The organism is Micromonospora trifolii, assembly GCF_050516465.1.
GTDB classification, from domain to species: Bacteria; Actinomycetota; Actinomycetes; order Mycobacteriales; family Micromonosporaceae; genus Micromonospora; species Micromonospora trifolii.
This window is the reverse complement of the sequence record NZ_CP191526.1, coordinates 3819201-3837910: the sequence shown is the minus strand read 5'-3', so window position 1 is coordinate 3837910 and position 18710 is coordinate 3819201. Positions and strand designations below refer to the sequence as shown.

The window sequence follows — 18710 nt, the reverse complement described above, 5'->3', positions numbered from 1 at the left end:
CGCCCCTCGCGCGGCAGACGCCTCCCCCCACAGACCGGCGATCCGCCCGACCCGACCCGAGGAGAACCCATGAACAGGCGTGACATCCTGCGGCGCAGCGCCGCCGCCGGCCTCCTGGCCACCCCCGCCGCCGGCCTGCTGTCCGGCTGCGCCACCAGCGGTGGCGGTGACAAGAACGATGCCGAGACCTACCAGGGCACCAAGAGCGAGCAGAACCCGCTCGGCGTGAAGGAGGACGCCCCACTCGAGGTGGTGATCTTCGGCGGTGGCTTCGGTGAGGAGTACGCCAAGGCCCACGAGGCCATGTACACCGAGAAGTACCCGAAGGCGAAGATCAAGCACTCCTCCACCCAGGAGATCAGCAAGACCCTCCAGCCGCGCTTCGTCGACGGCACCCCGCCGGACGTGGTCAACAACTCCGGCTCCGGCCAGATCGACTTCAACGGTCTGGTCAGCCAGAACGCCCTCGCCGGCCTCGACGACCTGCTGGCCGCCCCGAGCCTCGACATTCCCGGCAAGACGGTCAAGGACACCCTGCTGCCCGGCGCCGTCGAGGTCGGTTCCTACGACGGCAAGTTCCTGGTGCTCAACTACACCTACACCGCCTACGGCATCTGGCACTCCGCCAAGCTCTTCGCCGACCGCGGCTGGTCGTACGCGAAGACCTGGGACGAGCACATCGCGCTGTGCAAGCAGATCAAGGCCGCCGGCATCGCCCCCTGGACGTACGCCGGCCTGCACCCGCGCTACATGAGCTGGCCCCTGATCTCCACCGCCATCAAGCTCGGCGGCCCGTCCGTGGCGACCGCCATCGACAACCTGGAGCCGAACGCCTGGAAGTCCGACTCGATGCGGACCGCCGCCGACGCCTGGCACCAGATCGTCAAGGACAAGTACATCCTGGACGGCTCGCCCGGCTTGGACCACAAGCAGTCGCAGACCGCCTGGTGTCAGGGCAAGGCCGCCTTCATCTCCTGCGGCTCCTGGCTGGAGAGCGAGCAGAAGGATGTCACCCCGGCCGGGTTCGACATGACCATCGCGCCGACGCCGAGCCTGGGCAGCGGCGACAAGCTGCCGTTCGAGGCGATCCGGGGCACCGCCGGGGAACCGTTCATGGTGCCCGCCAAGGCCCGCAACGTCGCCGGCGGCCTGGAGTACTTCCGAACCATGCTCTCCAAGAAGGGCGCCCAGGACTTCACGAAGAAGGTCGCCAGCCTCACCGTGGTCGCCGGCGCCACCGAGGGCGTCGAGCTGCCGTACGGGCTGAGCACCGTGGTCAAGGCCCTCGACGCGTCCGGCGCCAACGGCTTCAACTGGGTCTACAACAACTACTACCGCAAGTTGGAGCGCAACCTCATCGACGCCGCCTGCGGCGAGTTCTTCAGCGGCCGGATCAGCCCCGCCGAGTTCCTCGAACAGTGCCAGAAGGGCGCCGACTCGATCGCCCAGGACAGCTCGATCAAGAAGTACAAGCGAGCGGCCTGACCGCGAGGCCGGTGGGGGAGAGGTCCGCCCCCACCGGCCGTACCCCAACGGAGAGGTCCCCCTCGTGAAACATGGCAAGTGGCCGCTGATCGTCACGTTCCTGGTGCCACCGGTGCTGCTGTACGTGTTCTTCGTCGTCTCGCCGTACCTCCAGGCGTTCCAGATCTCCACCACCGACTGGCTCGGCTACTCGGCCGACGCCAACCCGGTCGGCCTGGCCAACTTCAAGACCCTCTGGCACGACGACTACGTATGGAACGCGCTGAAGAACAACGTGATCCTGCTGGGTCTGGTGCCGGTGCTGACCATCGTGCTCGGGCTCTTCTTCGCCACCATGCTCGCCATGGGCGGGCGCAAGGGCAGTGCCGGCGTCACCGGCGTACGCGGCGGCGCGCTCTACCGCACTGTCTACTTCTTCCCCCAGGTGCTCTCCGTGGTGATCATCGCGCTGCTGTGGAAGGAGGTGTACCACCCCAACAAGGGGCTGCTCACCACCGCTCTGCACGGCCTCGGCCTGCCCGCCCCGACCTGGCTTGGCGATCCGGCGACCGCCTTCTGGTGCGTGCTCGCGGTGATGGTCTGGAGCAACGTCGGCTTCTACGTGGTGCTGTTCGGCGCGGCGATGTCGGCCGTACCGAAGGAGATCTACGAGGCGGTGCTGCTCGACGGCGCGTCCCGGTTCACCACACTGCGCCGGGTCACCCTGCCGCTGCTCTGGGACACCGTCCAGGTCGCCTGGGTCTACCTGGCCATCTTCGCACTGGACGGGTTCATCCTCGTGCAGCTGATGACCAACGGCGGGCCCAACTTCTCCACCGACGTGATCGGCGTCCGCATGTATGACACCGCCTTCGGCAGCGAGACCAAGTTCGGCTACGCCTCGGCGATCGGCGTGGTGATGTTCTTCCTGACCCTCTCGGTGGCGGTGCTGTCGCTGCGGGTCGGCCGGCGCGAACGGATCGAGTACTCGTGACCACTCTGGATCAACCCACCGCGACCGCCCCGACCCTGGTCACCAGCGGGGACCGCCCGGTGCGCCGGGAACTCGGCGTGGCCAACGCCCTCTCGCACGGCTTCCTGCTGCTCTGGGGCCTGCTGACCGTACTGCCACTGCTGTGGATGTTCATCAGCTCGTTCAAGACCAACGGTGAGATCCTCGCCGACCCGTGGGGGCTCCCCGGAACGCTGCACCTGGACAACTGGGCGCGGGCCTGGACCGGCGCGCACATCGGCCGGTACTTCGTCAACAGCCTGGTGGTGGTGACCGGCTCGGTCAGCCTCACCATGCTGATGGGCGCCACCGCCGCGTACGTCTTCGCCCGGTACGAGTTCCGCGGCCGCCAGGTCGTCTACTACCTGTTCGTCGGCGGCCTGATGTTCCCGGTGTTCCTCGCCCTGGTGCCGCTCTTCTTCGTGGTCCGCAACGCCGGTCTCTTCAACACCTGGCTCGGGCTGATCCTCGTGTACGCGGCCTACTCGCTGCCGTTCACGGTGTTCTTCCTGACGGCGTTCTTCCGGACTCTGCCGACCTCGGTGGCGGAGGCCGCAATGGTCGACGGCTGCGGTCACTTCCGGCTCTTCTTCCGGGTGATGCTGCCGATGGCACGTCCGGGACTGATCAGCGTGGCGATCTTCAACTTCCTCAGCCACTGGAACCAGTTCCTGCTGCCTCAGGTTCTGTTGCAGGGCGACGAGTCCAAGTGGATGCTGGCGCAGGGGTTGTTCGCGCTCTCGGTCAGCCAGGGCTACGCCGGCGACTACGCCCGGCTCTTCGCCGGGCTGAGCATCGCGGTGCTCCCGGTGCTCGCCGTCTACGTGGCCTTCCAGCGGCAGGTGCAGGCCGGTCTCACCGCAGGACAACTCAAGTAGGGTCCGTTCCTACCGCCTCGCTATCGTGCCTCCTCGCTATCGTGGTCGGCGTGACCGTGACCCATGTGCAGCTACTCTCCGTACCCGTCGCCGACCAGAACCGGGCCCGCGACTTCTACGTCGACGTGCTCGGCTTCGAGTTGGTCCGGGACAACCCGATGGGCCCCGACGGCGGACGCTGGGTGCAGGTGGCGCCCCGGGGCGCCGCCACGGCTCTCACCCTGGTCACCTGGTTCCCCACCATGCCGCCCGGGTCGCTCAAGGGTCTGGTGCTGGAGACCGATGACCTCGACGGCGACGTGGCCCGGCTGGGCGAGCGGGGGGTCGACTTCGCCGACGGCGGCATCCAACTCGCCCCTTGGGGCCGGTACGTCACCTTCGACGACCCGGACGGCAACGGCATCGTCCTCCAGGCAACCCAGGTCTGACCGATCCTGATCGGTCAACGGAGCCGCCCAACGTGCGCCCTGCCCGACGTGCGCGGGCGCGGGGCCGGCTCGGCGCCGACGCGCCGGGCCGGCCTGTCGTCAGATCGCGAGGGCCCCGCCGTCCACGGGAAGGAGTACACCGTGGATGTGTGACGCCTCCTCACTGGCGAGGAAGATCACGGCCGCTGCGGTGTCCTGCACGTTGCCCGTACGCCTGTCTGGGTTGCTCTCGGCGAGCTTCTCCAGGAGGGGGCGGAGGTTTTCGTTACCCTCCGTAATGGTGGGTCCGGGGGCGACGGTGTTCACCCGCACACCGTCGGCGGCCAGCTCCGCGGCCCACGACCTCGTCAACGAGTGCAGGCCTGCCTTGCTGGCGCCGTAGAGCGAGGTGAACTTGATTCCGTCTACGCCGCCGATCGAGCCCATGTTGATCACGGATCCGCCGCCGTGCTCCACCATGCCGGGCACCAGGGCCGCCGTCAGCAGGTACGGCGCCTTGATGTTGACCTCCAGCACCTGGTCGATCTGTTCCTCGGTCGACTCTGTCATGGGGTGAGGCGGCACGAGAAAGGCCGCATTGTTGACCAGGATGTCGATCGGCCGACCCGCCAGGGCCGTCGCCTCCTGTGCAAGGCGGCGGATCTCGGAGCCACCCGCAGAGAGGTCCGCCTCGACGAAGTGGGCGATGCCGCCCTCCGCGACGATTCCGTCGACGATCTGAGCACCCTGCTCCGCGCCAAGTCCGGTCACGACGACGATGGCGCCCTCGCGGGCCATCGCCTCCGCCACGCCGCGCCCAATTCCGCTCGTCGAGCCTGTGACCAGGGCAGCGCGCCCTTCGAGGCGATTCATGTCAGTACCTCCGGTTCCTGCAGTGATGTCAATGACGCGGAACGGCTGAACCTCTCGTCGAACCCGGTCATAGTTGCTTGAACAAGCAAGTATGCCAAAGGATTCCCAGTGGGGAGCGGGCTCTGGTGCCATCGCTGGAGGGCGGGTGCCGCGCCCGCCGTGATCGTGCTCGTCTCGGGCGCCGCGCACCGGTGATCGCGCCAAATCCTGGAAAGAGTCCCCTCGTCGCGGCCGGAAAGCACTACATCCTGGATCTAGTGCGATCATGCGCGGCGCGGCGCGGGGCGGGGCGCGGCGCGCGCGGGGCGCGCGTGGCGCGCGTGGCGCGGCGCAAGGCGCGGTGCGCGCCCCGCCGAGGGCTTCAGGGGGTGGGGAAGAGGCGGGCGTGCAGGGCGGTTGGGTCGGTCACCTCGGGTAGGCCACGGGCGGCGAGCCAGGCTGCGGCGGCGGCTCCGTCTCCGGCGGTGCGCAGCGGAGCGTCCGGCCAGTGTCGCGTGATCTCGGCCCGGACGGCGGCGGCGAGCGGGGTGTCGGCGGTGAGTAGGCCGCCGCCGAGCACGATCGGTGTCACCGCCCCGGCGGGGCGGATGCGGCTCACGCTTTCGCTGAGGTGCGCGGCGGCGTTGGTGATCAGCTCGGTGGCGACCGGGTCGCCGTGGGTGGCGGCGTCGACGACCAGCGGCGCGAGCTGGGCCAGGTCGATGGGAGGTCGACGGGTCACCGTCTGGATGGTGGCGTCGACGGTGTCCCGGGGGCGGGCGGCGATATCGGCGCTGCCCAGAATTTCGGTGAGCACGGTCGTGGCCAGTGCGCCAAGCCCACGGCCGGCGTCCAGATCGGCGAGCAGTCGGCGAACGGCTTCCCGACCGAGCCAGAAGCCCGAGCCGGCGTCGCCGAGGAGCCAGCCGTGGCCGTCGGCGATGCGGTCGAGCCGCAACTCGTGGACCTGGGCGGTGATCGCCCCGGTGCCGGCGATGAGGATGGTTCCGTCCGGGGCGGCGGTGCCGGCGGCGTACGCGACCAGGGCGTCGCCGTGCACCTCGTACGGGCAGCGCAGGCCGGCGTCGTGCCAGGCCTGGTCGAAGGCGGCCCGTCCGGCCGGGTCGGCGAGCAGTCGGCCGGCTCCGGCGAGCCCGATGGTGCCGGCGGCCACCCGCGTCGGGTCGACGTCGGCGAGCGCCTCGCGGAGGGCGGTCAGCAGTTCGGCGGCGGCGCGTTCGGCGCCGTGACTGGTGGGGTTGCCACCGCCGGCGCGGCCGGTGCCGACGCGTTGCCCGGTGAGGGTGAGGACGGTCGCCCGGGTGGACGTACCGCCGATATCGAGACCCACCACGACGTTGTCGGACATCGGCACGAGTCTCCTTGCGCGGAACGGCGATCTGGCTTGTTCATGCTGGTCGGCGGGGTCGTGCGGGGCAAGTTGTGGCGGGCGGAGAGGCCTGTGCGCCAGGTAACAGTTTGAAAACTTCGCCCACAGTCTTGACACAGAGGGTCGGTTAGTAAGAACTTTTACCACTAACAGTTAACAGTCTTTTCGGAAAGCTGAGGCGTCTCATGGTTGATCACGAGGTGGACACCGCCGCGGGGACCGCGGTGGTCGACGCCAACGTGATCGAGCGACGGAGTTCCGCCTCCGACGGGGTGCTGGCCCGCGTCCGCAACGGGCTCGGCGAGTTGACCGGAGCCCTGCGCCGGGTTGCCGAGCACGTGCTCAGTGACCCCGAGGCCGCCGCCCGCGCGACAATCGTCGAGTTGGCCGAGCGGAGCGGCACCTCACCGGCGACCATCACCCGCTTCTGCCGGGCGATGGGCTTCGAGGGGTACGCCGACCTGCGACTGGGCATCGCCTCCGAGACCGGCCGGGCCCGCTCGGCCGGTTGGACAGTCGACATCGGACGGGAGATCCAGCCGAGCGACCCACTCGCGCGGGTGCTCGACCAGATCATGGCCGCCGACACCCGGGCCATGCACGACACCGCCACCCTGCTCGACCTCACCGAGGTGGAGCGGGCCGCAGTGGCGATCGCCGGCGCCAGCAGGGTGAACATCTCCGGTGCCAGCGGCAGCGCCCTGGTCGGTGAGGAGATGCAGTTCAGCCTGCACCGCATCGGTGTGGCGGCGTGGGCGTGGAACGACGTGCACGAGGGGCTGGCCAGCGCCGCCTTGCTGAAATCGGGGGACGTGGCGCTCGGCATCTCGCACACCGGGCAGACCCGGGAGACGATCGAGATGCTCGCCGAGGCGGGCAGCCGGGGCGCCACCACGCTCGCGCTCACCGGCTTCCCCCGCTCCCCGTTGGCCGAACTGGCCGACATCGTGCTGCTCACGGCCAGCCAGGCGACCACCTTCCGGCCGGACGCGCTCTCCGCCCGGCACCCCCAACTGGTGGTGCTCGACCTGCTCTACATCGCCGTCGCCCAACGCACGCACGACCGCGCGCACGCGGCCTTCCGGCGGACAGCGCAGGCCGTCGACGGGCACAAGGCAGCGAAGGGAGCCCACTCATGATCAGCGCCCAGGGGTACGTGGACGCCGTCCGCCCGGTGCTCGACCGGCTGCTCGACTCGGAGGCCGACGGGATCACCCGGGCCGCCGACCTGATCGCCGACAGCCTGCGTGAAGGCGGCGTGCTCCAGGCGTTCGGCGCCGGGCACTCGGAGGCGTTCGCCGCCGAACTGGTCGCCCGGGCCGGCGGGTTGGTGCCCACGAACCGGCTCTCGGTACGGGACCTGGTGATGCACGGTGACGCCCCGCGTGACGTGCTCGCCGACCCCAAGCTGGAACGTGATCCCTCCATCGCCCACCAGATCTACGCGCTCGCGGCGCCCCAGCCGCGCGACGTGTTCGTGGTGGCGTCCCAATCCGGCATCAACGGCTCGGTGGTCGAGCTGGCGGCGCTGGTCACCGAGCGCGGTCACCCGTTGATCGCGGTCACCTCGGTCGAGCACACCGCGCGGGTCGCCCCACGGCACCCGTCCGGTCGCCGGCTCGCCGACCTCGCCGACGTCGTGCTGGACAATGGCGCGCCGTACGGCGATGCACTGCTGCCGCTCGAGGGCGGCGGCGCGGTCTGTGCGGTCTCCTCGGTCACCACGGCGCTGCTGGCGCAGTTGCTGACCGCGGAGGTCGTACGACGGTTCCACCAGGCCGGGGAGGTACCCCCTATCTACCTCTCCGCCAACGTCCCCGGCGGGGACGAGCACAACCTCGCCCTCGAGTCGCGGTACGCCGGACGTCTCCGGCGTACCGCCTGACCCGAATTCCACAAGGAGACACGACGATGTCGATTACCCCCGAACACCCGGCCGCACTCGACCGTCGCACGGTGCTGCGTCGCGCCGCCGCCGTGGGCATGCTCGCCACTCCGGCCATCGGCCTGCTCGGCGCCTGCGCCACCAGCGGCAGCGACGGTGACAGCGAGCAGGTCGCCGGCGGCACCAAGAGCGAGAAGAACCCGCTGGGCGTCAAGGAGGACGCCGCGATCGAGGTGGTCATCTTCAACGGTGGCTACGGCGAGAAGTACGCCACCGACGTGCACGAGCCGCTGTACAAGAAGGCGTTCCCCAAGGCGGAGGTCAAGCACCAGGCCACCCAGGCCGTCTCCACCGTGCTCCAGCCGCGGTTCGCCTCCGGTAACCCGCCGGAGTTCGTGAACAACTCGGGCGAGAAGCTGATGGACTTCGGCGCGCTCGTGGCCGACGGTCAGCTCCAGGACCTCACCGAGCTGTGGGACGCGCCGTCGGTCGACGACCCGGCCAAGAAGGTCCGCGACACGGTGGTGCCGGGCACCATCGAGGCGGGCTCGTTCAACGGCAAACCGTTCGTCCTGTACTACGTCTCCACGGTCTTCGGCATCTGGTACTCGGGGAAGCTGTTCAAGGACAACGGCTGGGCGCCGGCGAAGAACTGGGACGAGTTCATCGCCCTGCTCACGGCCATCAAGGCCAAGGGCATCACCCCGTACGGCTACGCCGGTGCGAACGCGGCCTACTACCAGTGGAACGTGATCCTCACCCACGCCGCCAAGATCGGCGGCACGGACGTGCTGAAGAACATCGACAACCTGGAGGACGGCGCCTGGAAGCAGGACGCTGTGAAGCAGGCGGCCACCGCTTGGGCCGAGGTTGGGGCGAAGTTCAGCGACAAGAGCTTCGAGGGCCTCAAGCACACCGACGTGCAGCTGCGGCAGAACCAGTACAAGGTGGCCATGTACCCCAGCGGTGACTGGCTGGAGGGCGAGCAGAAGAAGGACACCCCGGCCGGCTTCGACTACCAGCTCATGCCGGTGCCGAGCATGTCCGCCTCGGACAAGCTGCCGGCCACCGCGCTGCGCGCCACCGCCGGTGAGGGCTACTTTGTCTCGGCGAAGAGCAAGAACCCCAAGGGCGGGCTGGAGTACATGCGTCAGATGCTCTCGACGGCGGGCGCGAAGGGCTTCACCGAGGTGGTCAAGGCCCCGACCGTGGTCACCGCCGGCTCGGAGGGCTTCGCCTTTCCGCCCGGTGTGGCCAGCTCGCAGGCCGCGCTCAAGGCGGCCGGTCAGGACGTGTTCAACCTGTACTTCGACGGCTGGTACAAGGAGCTCGACACGGAGGCGCGTACCGCCACCAATGAGCTGATGTTCGGCCGGATCAACGCGGACGCCTTCGTGGAGCGGATCCAGAAGCGCGCCGACGCCATCAAGAAGGACAGCTCCGTCACCAAGTTCAAGCGCTGATCGATCGGAGCTAGGGTCATGCGGCACGGCAAGTATCCATTCGTGATCGGGTTCCTGTTCGCCCCGGTCGCGCTGTACGTGACATTCGTGATCTGGCCGTACGCGCAGGCGTTCCAGATCTCGATGACCAACTGGCGAGGGCTGTCGGCCCCGCAGTGGGTGGGCTTCGACAACTACCGGAGGTTGCTCGATGACGGGGCCTTCTGGAAAGCGGTCCAGCACCACGGCGTACTGCTGCTTGCCCTGCCGCTGATCACTATTGCCATCGCCCTGTTCTTCGCCTTCCTGCTCAACGTGGGCGGCAAGAGCAGCGGTGGTCAACGCCAGGGGGTCTGGGGGGCGAAGTTCTACCGGGTGGTGTTCTTCTTCCCCCAGGTCCTCGCGGTGGCCATCATCGCGGTGTTGTTCCAGATGGTGTACCGGCCGAACGAGTCCGGCCTGATCAACGGCGTGTTGATGAAGTTCGGCATCGAGCCGATCCTCTTCCTGGTCAAGCCGAACCTGGCCCTCTGGTCGATCATCGCGGTGCTGGTCTGGCAGGCGGTCGGCTTCTACGTGGTGCTCTTCTCGGCCGGGATGGCCTCCATCCCCGGTGAGATCTACGAGGCCGCCGAGATGGACGGGGCGACGAAGGTGACCTTGTTCTTCCGGGTCACCCTGCCGCTGCTGTGGGACACCCTCCAGGTGGCCTGGGTGTACCTCGGGATCGCGGCGTTCGACGCGTTCGCCATCGTGGCGGTGCTCTCGGTGGACGGTGGCGGCCCGGACGGCGCCACCACCGTGCTCGCCATGGAGATCTACCGCAACGCGTTCGTCTACTCGAAGTACGGCTACGCCTCGGCGATGGGCGTGGCGCTGTTCTTCCTCACCCTCACGTTCGCGGCGCTGACGCTGCGGCTCACCAAGCGGGAAAGCGTGGAGTACTGATGAATCCGCAGTCGACGCTGCCGCCGACGCCGGCGGCGCTGCCGCCGAAGACCGGTGACCCGTCCGCCCCCGCCGGGCCGGGGCACAAGGGCCCCCGATCGGAGGCACGGTTCTTCGCCGGCCTGGGACACGTCGCGCTCGCCGTGTGGGCGGTGATCGTGATCGTGCCGATCCTCTGGACCTTCCTCGCCGCGTTCAAGAACACCAGTGAGATCTTCAGCAGCCCGTGGACGCTGCCGGCCGAGCTGCGCTGGGAGAACTTCGGGCGGGCCTGGACCAAGGCGCACGTCGGGCGATACTTCCTCAACAGCGTGATCGTGGTGTCGTGCAGCACGTTCCTCACCATGCTGCTCGGCTCGATGGCCGCGTACGTGCTGGCCCGCTACAAGTTCTGGGGCAACCGGGCGGTCTACTTCCTCTTCGTCTCGGGGTTGGCCTTCCCGGTCTTCCTGGCACTGGTGCCGCTCTTCTTCGTGGTGAAGAACCTGGGTCTGCTGGACACCCACACCGGCGTGGTGCTGGTCTACACCGCGTACTCGTTGCCGTTCACGGTGTTCTTCCTGGCCGCGTTCTTCAAGACGCTGCCGTCGTCGGTGGCCGAGGCGGGGATGATCGACGGCTGCGGGCACAGCCGGCTGTTCTTCCAGGTGATGATGCCGATGGCGAAGCCGGGTCTGATCAGCGTCGCGATCTTCAACATCATCGGTCAGTGGGCGCAGTACCAACTCCCGTTGGTGCTGCTCTCCAACGCCAAGGACAAATGGGTGCTCACCCAGGGCATCGCCGACATCTCGGTCAACGCCGGCTACGAGGCGGACTGGTCCGGGCTGTTCGCCGCGCTGACCATCGCCATCCTCCCGATGATCCTCGTGTACGCGGTGTTCCAGCGTCAGATCCAGGCCGGCCTCACCTCCGGCGCGGTGAAGTAGGACGCCTCAGCGCTCGTCGACGCGGGTGTGCCAGGAGCGCCACAGCGCGGCGTACGCCCCGCCGGCCGCGACCAGCTCGTCGTGGCTGCCGATCTCGGTGATCCGTCCGTCGGCGAGCACGGCGACCCGGTCGGCGTCGTGCGCGGTGTTGAGCCGGTGCGCGATCGCGATGACGGTCCGCCCGACCAGCACGGCGGCCAGCGCGCGTTCGGTCCGGCGGGCGGTGGACGGATCGAGCGCGGCGGTCGCCTCGTCCAGGATCAGCGTGTGCGGGTCGGCGAGCACCAACCGGGCCAGCGCGAGCTGTTGGGCCTCGGCCGCGCCGAGTTGACGGGCCCCGTCGCCGATCTGGGTGTCCAGGTCCTCGGGCAGCTCGGCGAACCACTCGGCGCCCACGGTGAGCAGCGCGGCGCGCATCTGTTCGTCGGAGGCGTCGGGCGCGGCGAAGGAGAGGTTGTCGCGTACCGAGCCGATGAAGACGTGGTGCTCCTGGGTGACCAGGGCGATCCGGCGGCGTCGCTCGGCCGGGTCGAGGTCGGTGACCGGGCAACCGCCGATGCTGACGACGCCGTGGCGCGGCGCGTCGATCCCGGCCAGCAGCCGGGCCAGGGTGGACTTGCCGGCGCCGGACGGGCCGACGACGGCCAGCCGCTCACCGGGCTGCACCTCCAGGTCGATGCCGTGCAGCACGTCCGGCCCGTCGGAGTAGGAGAACCGGGCTCCACGGACGACGAGCCGCTCACCGCGTGACAGGGCGGTCGTGCCGGGTGGTTCCGGCGGGACCATGCCGACGCCGAGCAGCCGCGCGTACGAGGCGAAACCGCGTTGCGCCTGCTCGGTCCACTGCAACAGCCGGTCCAACGGGTCGATCGCCTGTTGCAGGTAGAGCGCGGCGGCGACCACCGCGCCGAGCGACACCATGTCCCGGGAGAGCAGGTAGCCCCCGACGAGCAGGACCATGGCGACCGGTAGCGGATAGCTGGCCTCGACGACCGAGAAGAACACGGTGCGCAGCGCGAGAGTCGCCCGACGGGCCCGCCACACCATCGTGATGCGGGTGGTGCCGTGCTGGATCCGGTCGTCGGCCAGCCGCAGCGCCTCCACCGTGCGCGCGCCCTCGGCGGTGGTGGTCAGCGTCTCGGTCAGCTCGGCTGCCGCCGCGCCCTCGGTGAGGTACGCGGAGCTGGCCCGCCGTAGGTACCAGCGGGTCACCGCCACGATCGACGGGAGCCCGGCCAACGCGGCCAACCCGAGCAGCGGGTGCAGCAGGAAGACCGCCCCGAACAGCAACGTCAACTGCACCGTGGCGATGACGATGGTCGGCACCACGTCCCGGACGGTGGTGCCGACCGTCGACACGTCGACCGAGCTGCGGGTGGCCAGGTCCCCGGAGCCGGCACGCTCGACGACCGAGACGGGCAGCCCGAGGGTCCGGGAGACGAACTCCTCGCGCAGCTCGGCGACGGCCCGTTCGCCGAAGCGGTGGCCGGCGTACTGGGCGTACCGGGAGAGCAGGGCGCTGACCAGGACGCAGCCGGCGATGGCCAGTGCCAACCGGTCCACCGTGGCTACGCCCGCGCCCGCGGTGACCCGGTCGACGATGGTGCCCAGCAGCCACGGCGGGGCGAGCCCGGCGACCGCCGCGGCGCTGTGCAGCGCCAACACGACCCCGACGGCGCGTCGGTGCCGGCTGATCATGTCGCGCAGGGCCCGGCGTACGGTGCCACGGTCGGCGACCGGCAGCCGGCTCACCGGTACGCCTCCTCGCTGCCGCGGGCCACCAGGTGCCGGTAGGCCGGGTCGCCGTCGAGCAGGTCGGCGTGGCTGCCGGTGGCGGTGATCCGGCCGGCGCTCAGAAGCGCGACCAGGTCGGCCCGGCCGAGCAGCAGCGGCGACGTGGCGATCACCACGGTGGTGCGCCCGGCCCGCGCGGCCTGTAGCCGCTCGGCGATCCGTGCCTCGGTGTGGGCGTCCACCGCCGACGTCGGGTCGACGAGGATCAGCACCTCCGGCTCGCTGCTCAGCGCCCGGGCCAGGCGCAGCCGTTGGCGCTGACCGCCGGAGAGCGTCCGGGCTCGGGCGTCGATCGGCGTGTCCAGCCCGGTGGGCAGGGCGTCGACGACGTCCTGCGCCGAGGCGGTCCGCAGGGCCGCGCCGATCCGTTCGTCATCGTCGTCGGCCCCGGCGCGCAGGATGTCGCGCAGCGTGCCGGCGAAGAGGTAGGAGTCGTGGTCGGCGACGAGGATCCGCGCGCGGACCTCGTCCAGGGCTACCTCGCGCAGCGGCACGCCGCCCCAGGTGACGCCGCTGACGGCGTAGCGGCCGAGCCGGTCGGCCAACGCCACGGCCGCCGCCGGGTCGTCTGCCGCCACCCCGGTCAGTCGGCCGGCGCGCACGGTCAGGCCGGTCACCGGGTCGTGCAGGTCGGCGGGGCCGTCCGGCCCGGCCAGGTCGTCCGGCCGGCGTGCCTCGGGCACGGCGCCGGGCCACCGGCGACCCGGGCCGCCGATGTCGTCCGGTGTCACGGCGAGCAGGTCGGCGATCCGCCGGGCGGCGACCCGGCCGCGGATGAGCTGGTGGCTGCCCTCCAGCAGAAACCAGACCGGCACGATCAGGGTCGCCACGTAGCCGTAGACGGCGACCAACTCGCCGATCGTGACGTCTCCGGTCACCGCCATCCGGGCCGTCAGCCACACCACGGCCGCGAGGAACAACCCGGGGATGGCGACCGTCGCCGCGTCGATCCAGCTGTTGACCGCGCCGACCCGGTAGCCCTCGGCGCGTAGCTCCTGGGACCGGGCCGCGTACCGTCGGGCGAACAGGTCCCGGCCGCCCACCCCGGCGAGCACCCGCAGCCCGGCCACGATGTCACCGGATCGGGCGGTGAGCGCGCCCTGTTGCCGGCGGTAGACCGATTCGACCTGTTCCAGGCGGCGCAGCAGCGGCCCCACGACCAGGCCGACCACCGGCACCCCCACCAGCACGCAGAGAGCGAGCATCGGGGCGATCGACCAGAGCACCACGGCGATCACCCCGTACGCGACGACCGCGCCGACGCCCGGCCCGGTCAGCGTCAGCACCTGCGCCGTCCAGTCGATGTCGGAGCCGCCGATGGTGGACACCTCGCCCGCCCCGACCCGGCGGGGCAGCACCGCGCCGATGCGGGACAGGTGGCGCAGCAGAACCTCGGCCGAGCGGGCCTTGGCGTCCTCCCGGATGAAGGTCATCGTGCGGTGCCGCATGATGCCCAGGTAGGACAGGGCCACGCCCGCGACGACGATCGCCGCGACCCAGAGCGCCAGGGCCTGGCTGTCGCCGGCGCGCAGCCCGTCGTCGACGGCACGGTAGATCAGGTAGGGCCGGGCCGAGAGCCCGATCATCCAGGCCGTGCCGATCAGGCTGCCGCGCAGCACCCGCCAGGGTTGGCAGCGGACCAGCCACCAGAGGTAGCGCATCGGACCGCGGGTGTCGGGGGTGCCAGGATCGGGGTGCGGGATCTGCGGAGGCACCCGATCACGCTACCGACCGGCCCCGACAGCCCACCGGCCCGACAACGGTGAGGTGCGCCTCCGTTTCTGTCGCACGGGAGAGGCAGAATCACGTTCGTGCTGGTGGCGGTGGTGTCCGACGAGCGGGGTGGGGGAGTGCTGTGCCCGCTGGACGCCACCGGCCGGCCGACCGGCCCGCCCGAGGTCGTCACCGATCTGGTCGCCGCGGTCGCCGGCTGCGAGGCCGCCGAGCACCCGCGGTGGGTCTGGTCGACCGCCACGGCGGTCTACCCGACGCTGCTGCGTGCCGGCGTCCGGGTCGACCGGTGTCACGACGTGGAGTTGACCGAGGCGTTGCTGCTCGGGCATGTGGGCCGTTGGGGCGAGCCCCGCTCGCTGGCCGCCGCCTGGGCCCGGCTGACCGGCGCGGCGGTGCCGCCCGACCCGCCGCCGCGCGCCGCCGCGCCACCCGGGCACGGGCAGGGCGCGCTCTTCGACACCCTGCCCGGTCCGGCGGGCCCGGGCATCGAGGCACTGACCCAGGTGTACGCCGACCAGCTCACCCGCGTCGCCGCGACCGAGCACCCCGGCCGGTTCCGGTTGCTGGTGGCCGCCGAGTCGGCCGGCGCGCTGATCGCGGCGGAGATGGGCGTCGTCGGGCTGCCCTGGCGTGCCGACGTGCACAACGAGATCCTGCACGAGCTGCTCGGCGAGGCGTCCCCGGTCGGTGGTCCGCCACGCCGACTCGCCGAGCTGGCCGCCCGGATCGCCGACGCGCTCGGCGTACGCGGCCTGCACACCGACTCCCCGGCGGAGCTGCTGAAGGCGTTCGCCCGGGTCGGGGTGGAGCTGCCCAACACCCGGGCCTGGGTGCTGCGCGGGGTGGACCATCCGGCGGTGCCGCTGGTGCTGGAATACAAGGAGCTCTACCGGATCTGGACGGCGCACGGCTGGTCCTGGCTCGATCAGTGGGCGCGGGGCGGCCGGTTCCAACCGGAGTACGTGCCGGCTGGTGTCGTCTCCGGCCGGTGGGCCACCCGGGGTGGTGGCGCGTTGCAGATTCCCAAGGTGATCCGGCGGGCGGTGGTGGCCGATCCGGGCTGGCGGTTGGTGGTCGCCGACGCCGGCCAGTTGGAGCCTCGGGTGCTGGCCGCGGTCTCCGGCGACGCGCGGCTGGCGGCGGCGGGCGGTGCCGGCGACCTCTACGCGGCCCTGGCCCGGGACTCGTTCGGCGGCGATCGGGCCAAGGCCAAGGTGGCGCTGCTCGGTGCGATGTACGGCCAGACCGGCGGGGCCGCGGTGCCCGCGTTGGCGGTGCTGAAGCGCAGCTACCCGACGGCGTTCGGTTACGTCGAGGCGGCCGCACGGACCGGTGAGACGGGTGGGCTGGTGCGGTCGTGGCTGGGGCGTACGTGTCCGCCCGGCTCGGCCGGGTTCGGTGATCTCGACGACGAGCCCTCCGATCCGGAGGGGGCGGGCGATCCGCACAGTCCGCGGGCGCGTGCCGCCCGGTCCCGGGGGCGCTTCACCCGCAACTTCGTCATCCAGGCCACGGCGGCGGAGTGGGCCTCCACGTTGCTGGCCACCCTGCGGACGGAGTTGTCCGGCACTGACGCCGAGCTGGTCTTCTTCCAGCACGACGAGGTGGTCGTGCACGCGCCGGCCGATCAGGCGGACGCGGTCGCCGAGGCTGTCAACCGTTGCGGGGAGCGGGCCTCCGCGCTGCTCTTCGGTGCGACGCCGGTCCGGTTCCCACTGGACCTGTCCATCGTCGACTGTTACGCCGACGCGGCCTGACCTGCGGGCCGCACTCGGGCGGGGGCACATCACGGGGCGGCGCCCCGGTTAGTCTCATCCGGGTCGTGCCGCCGTCGCGATGGGAGGGTGCGCCATGGTTGTCGGAGTCGTCCGTCATCTGGTGGGGATGGCCGCCGCCTGCCTGGTCCTCGTCGCCGAGGCGGTCGTGGGCTACCTCGGTCTGCTGGCGTACGCGCTGGCCACCGGCTCCGGGATGGGTGGCCCGCTGGCCGGGCCGATGTTCGTGTTGATCGCCGCGGTGCTCGGCGTGGTCCTGATTCCCCTGCTCTTCCTGCCGGCTGTGGCGGTCGCGGAGGCCGTCGGTCGGCATCGGGGGACCGGCCGGGTGGTGGTGCTGTCCGTGCTCGTCGCGGTCGTCCTGGCCGCCGGGTACGCCGTGGCCGGGGCGCTTGCCAGCGGGGTGTCCGCCGGCTACGTGCCTCTGGTCGCGGGAATCGCCGTGCTGCTCATCGTTGCTCCGGTGGTCCTGTACGCGCTCACCGCGCGCGGGCTCGGTTGGGTGGCGCGATGGGTGCCCCGGCGTTGGGGCGGCACCGCGGTCGCGCTGTCGGCAGAGGCGGGTTGATCGCCGCACTCTTCTCGGTGATCATCCGGTGCTCGTGCCGGGAGATGCCGGTCGTGTAACGGTTGTGCTATTTCTCCTTTTCGCCCCGCCACCCTCGGCTGGCCGTCCTCGTTGCAGTGTCCGTAGGAGGGGACGGATCGGTCACGGTCCGTCCCGTGCTGGAGGGGGCGCAGCTGAACCGGATCGCAGGAATGATCATCGCCGCAGGCGGGGGACGACGGATCGGTGGTCCCGAGGCGCTGCTGCACCAGGGCGGCAAGCCCCTGGTGAATCAGATGATCGACACGATGACCGAGGCGGGCTGCGAGCAGATCGTGGTCGTCCTGGGTGCCGCCGCCGAGCAGGTCCAGGAGACCGCTGACCTGGGCAAGGCCACCGTTGTGATCAACAAGGCGTGGGGCACCGGAGTCGGCTCGTCCATCCGGGCCGGCCTGGCCGCCATGGACGACGAGGGGATCGAGGCGGTGGTGGTGGTCCCGGTCGACATGCCGGGCCTGACCGCCGAGGCGGTCAGCCGGGTGGCCGCGCTGCCGTACCCGGACGTGCTGGTCTGCGCCACCTATGACGGGTTGCGCGGCTACCCGATGCTGTTCGGCCGCCGGCACTGGCCCGGCATCGCCACTTTGGCCAGCGCCGACGTGGGCGCCCGGCCGTACCTGTTGGCGCACAAGGACCAGATCGTCGACATCGCCTGCGACTCGGTGGCCGACGGCAGCCGGATCGACACCCCGGAGCTGATGGAGCTCTACGGGCTCACCGTCCCGCCGCAGCGCGTCGGGGTCTAGGCGGTCGAGGGCGCGGGCCACGCCACGTGGTCGATCGCGAGCCACGGCGCGGCGGCCACCGCCGTGGGCGTCTGCCCGGCGAACTCCAACACGTCGCGGTGCAGGTGTGACTGGTCGACGTAGCCGCTCTCGGTGGCAGCAGTGGCGGCGGAGTGGCCTGCGGCGAGCAGGTGCGCGGCGTGGTCGAACCGCACCAGGCGGGCGGCGCGTTTGGGTGTGATGCCCAGCTGGGACCGAAAGCGGGACAGCAGGCGCTTGCGGCTCCAGCCGACCTCTTCGGCCAGGCTGTCGACCCGTACCCGGCCTCGGCTGGTGCGGGTCCGCCGCCAGGCGTGGGCGACCTCCGGATCGGGCGCTCGACGGGCGTCCAGCCGCCGGCCGAGCATCTCCGTGGCGATGGCGAACCGTTCGTCCCAGGACGCGGTGCCGCGCAGCCTGGCCTCGGCCCGTTCGGCGGCGCGGCCCCAGACGTCGTCGAGGGAAACCACCGCCCCGCAGATCTCCGTCGACGCGCCGAGCACGGCGGCCACGGCGACCGGCTCCAGCCGGATCTGGAGGCACTCGCCGAACCCTCGGCCGGTCGCCCGGAGGTCGCCGGGAAGCAGGCCGACGACGGCGCTGCCACTTCTGTGCTGGCCGTCCACGGCGTAGGTGAGGCCCGTTTCCTCGCTGAGGTCGACGATCAGGGTGATCGACGGGTGCGCGACCATGGCGATGTCCACCGGTGCGCAGGCGCGGTGCCGGAACCCGGCCATGCGAACCCCCGGCAACCGGGCCGACGGGCGCGGGACCACCACGTCCACCAACGACCAGTCGAGCGGGGTCGTCCCCATCGGCCGCATCTGCC

The 18710-nt window shown here is 70.8% G+C and carries 17 protein-coding genes; 12 read left to right on the top strand and 5 right to left on the bottom strand.

The window, feature by feature from the left end; genetic code table 11:
• Nucleotides 1-69 precede the first annotated feature (69 nt).
• The 4 genes from ngcE (ACQRWP_RS17735) to ACQRWP_RS17720 all read left to right on the top strand — a co-directional run bounded on the left by ngcE (ACQRWP_RS17735) (nt 70) and on the right by ACQRWP_RS17720 (nt 3782).
• Complete coding sequence (gene ngcE / locus ACQRWP_RS17735) at nt 70-1485, top strand: N-acetylglucosamine/diacetylchitobiose ABC transporter substrate-binding protein (RefSeq protein WP_430496205.1); 1416 nt, start codon at nt 70-72, stop codon at nt 1483-1485.
• Nucleotides 1486-1549: 64 nt separating this feature from the next.
• The gene (locus ACQRWP_RS17730; RefSeq protein ID WP_355494732.1) at nt 1550-2458 is read left to right on the top strand and encodes a carbohydrate ABC transporter permease; all 909 of its coding nucleotides are present in this window, start codon (nt 1550-1552) and stop codon (nt 2456-2458) included.
• The gene (locus ACQRWP_RS17725) at nt 2455-3354 is read left to right on the top strand and encodes a carbohydrate ABC transporter permease (protein WP_430496202.1); all 900 of its coding nucleotides are present in this window, start codon (nt 2455-2457) and stop codon (nt 3352-3354) included. The genes ACQRWP_RS17730 and ACQRWP_RS17725 overlap by 4 nt, the downstream gene beginning before the upstream one ends.
• A 50-nt stretch (nt 3355-3404) precedes the next feature.
• A complete protein-coding gene (locus ACQRWP_RS17720; RefSeq protein ID WP_430496201.1) occupies nt 3405-3782 on the top strand; it encodes a glyoxalase superfamily protein in 378 nt (125 codons plus the stop codon).
• 99 nt (nt 3783-3881) lie between these two features.
• On the opposite strand, the gene ACQRWP_RS17715 is transcribed toward ACQRWP_RS17720, so the two are convergent.
• Together ACQRWP_RS17715 and ACQRWP_RS17710 are read right to left on the bottom strand one after the other, a co-directional pair.
• Nucleotides 3882-4634, bottom strand: a complete 753-nt coding sequence (locus tag ACQRWP_RS17715; RefSeq protein ID WP_430496199.1) for an SDR family NAD(P)-dependent oxidoreductase — start codon at nt 4632-4634, stop codon at nt 3882-3884.
• 361 nt (nt 4635-4995) lie between these two features.
• Nucleotides 4996-5982, bottom strand: a complete 987-nt coding sequence (locus ACQRWP_RS17710; RefSeq protein WP_430496197.1) for an N-acetylglucosamine kinase — start codon at nt 5980-5982, stop codon at nt 4996-4998.
• A gap of 206 nt (nt 5983-6188) precedes the next feature.
• Here ACQRWP_RS17710 and ACQRWP_RS17705 point away from each other — a divergent pair, with 206 nt between their 5' ends.
• From ACQRWP_RS17705 to ACQRWP_RS17685, 5 genes are read left to right on the top strand one after another with little or no spacing between them, the layout of a single operon-like run.
• The gene (locus ACQRWP_RS17705; protein WP_430496196.1) at nt 6189-7142 is read left to right on the top strand and encodes a MurR/RpiR family transcriptional regulator; all 954 of its coding nucleotides are present in this window, start codon (nt 6189-6191) and stop codon (nt 7140-7142) included.
• Complete coding sequence (locus tag ACQRWP_RS17700; protein ID WP_430496194.1) at nt 7139-7888, top strand: sugar isomerase domain-containing protein; 750 nt, start codon at nt 7139-7141, stop codon at nt 7886-7888. The genes ACQRWP_RS17705 and ACQRWP_RS17700 overlap by 4 nt, the downstream gene beginning before the upstream one ends.
• A gap of 26 nt (nt 7889-7914) precedes the next feature.
• A complete protein-coding gene (ngcE, locus tag ACQRWP_RS17695; RefSeq protein WP_430496192.1) occupies nt 7915-9351 on the top strand; it encodes an N-acetylglucosamine/diacetylchitobiose ABC transporter substrate-binding protein in 1437 nt (478 codons plus the stop codon).
• An 18-nt stretch (nt 9352-9369) separates the two neighbouring features.
• Nucleotides 9370-10278, top strand: a complete 909-nt coding sequence (locus ACQRWP_RS17690; RefSeq protein ID WP_091403976.1) for a carbohydrate ABC transporter permease — start codon at nt 9370-9372, stop codon at nt 10276-10278.
• Complete coding sequence (locus ACQRWP_RS17685) at nt 10278-11207, top strand: carbohydrate ABC transporter permease (RefSeq protein WP_430496189.1); 930 nt, start codon at nt 10278-10280, stop codon at nt 11205-11207. Before ACQRWP_RS17690 ends, ACQRWP_RS17685 begins: the two co-directional genes overlap by 1 nt.
• Before the next feature lie 6 nt (nt 11208-11213).
• Here the strand turns inward: ACQRWP_RS17685 and ACQRWP_RS17680 are convergent, their stop codons facing one another.
• Both ACQRWP_RS17680 and ACQRWP_RS17675 read right to left on the bottom strand, forming a co-directional pair.
• Nucleotides 11214-12905, bottom strand: coding sequence for an ABC transporter ATP-binding protein (locus ACQRWP_RS17680; RefSeq protein WP_430503216.1), 1692 nt, complete (start codon nt 12903-12905; stop codon nt 11214-11216).
• Between the two features lie 50 nt (nt 12906-12955).
• Nucleotides 12956-14662 (bottom strand): ABC transporter ATP-binding protein, encoded by a 1707-nt coding sequence (locus ACQRWP_RS17675; RefSeq protein WP_430503215.1) that lies wholly within the window; start codon nt 14660-14662, stop codon nt 12956-12958.
• A gap of 120 nt (nt 14663-14782) precedes the next feature.
• Here ACQRWP_RS17675 and ACQRWP_RS17670 point away from each other — a divergent pair, with 120 nt between their 5' ends.
• From ACQRWP_RS17670 to ACQRWP_RS17660, 3 genes are all read left to right on the top strand, one after another.
• Complete coding sequence (locus tag ACQRWP_RS17670; protein ID WP_430503214.1) at nt 14783-16492, top strand: bifunctional 3'-5' exonuclease/DNA polymerase; 1710 nt, start codon at nt 14783-14785, stop codon at nt 16490-16492.
• Nucleotides 16493-16586: 94 nt separating this feature from the next.
• Nucleotides 16587-17078 (top strand): hypothetical protein, encoded by a 492-nt coding sequence (locus ACQRWP_RS17665; protein ID WP_430496187.1) that lies wholly within the window; start codon nt 16587-16589, stop codon nt 17076-17078.
• A gap of 191 nt (nt 17079-17269) precedes the next feature.
• On the top strand, nt 17270-17863 hold the full coding sequence (locus tag ACQRWP_RS17660) for a nucleotidyltransferase family protein (RefSeq protein WP_410819247.1): 594 nt from the start codon (nt 17270-17272) through the stop codon (nt 17861-17863).
• Here the strand turns inward: ACQRWP_RS17660 and ACQRWP_RS17655 are convergent.
• A complete protein-coding gene (locus tag ACQRWP_RS17655; RefSeq protein WP_430496185.1) occupies nt 17860-18705 on the bottom strand; it encodes a helix-turn-helix domain-containing protein in 846 nt (281 codons plus the stop codon). The two genes, ACQRWP_RS17660 and ACQRWP_RS17655, sit on opposite strands and share 4 nt — an antisense overlap.
• Between the last annotated feature and the right edge of the window lie 5 nt (nt 18706-18710).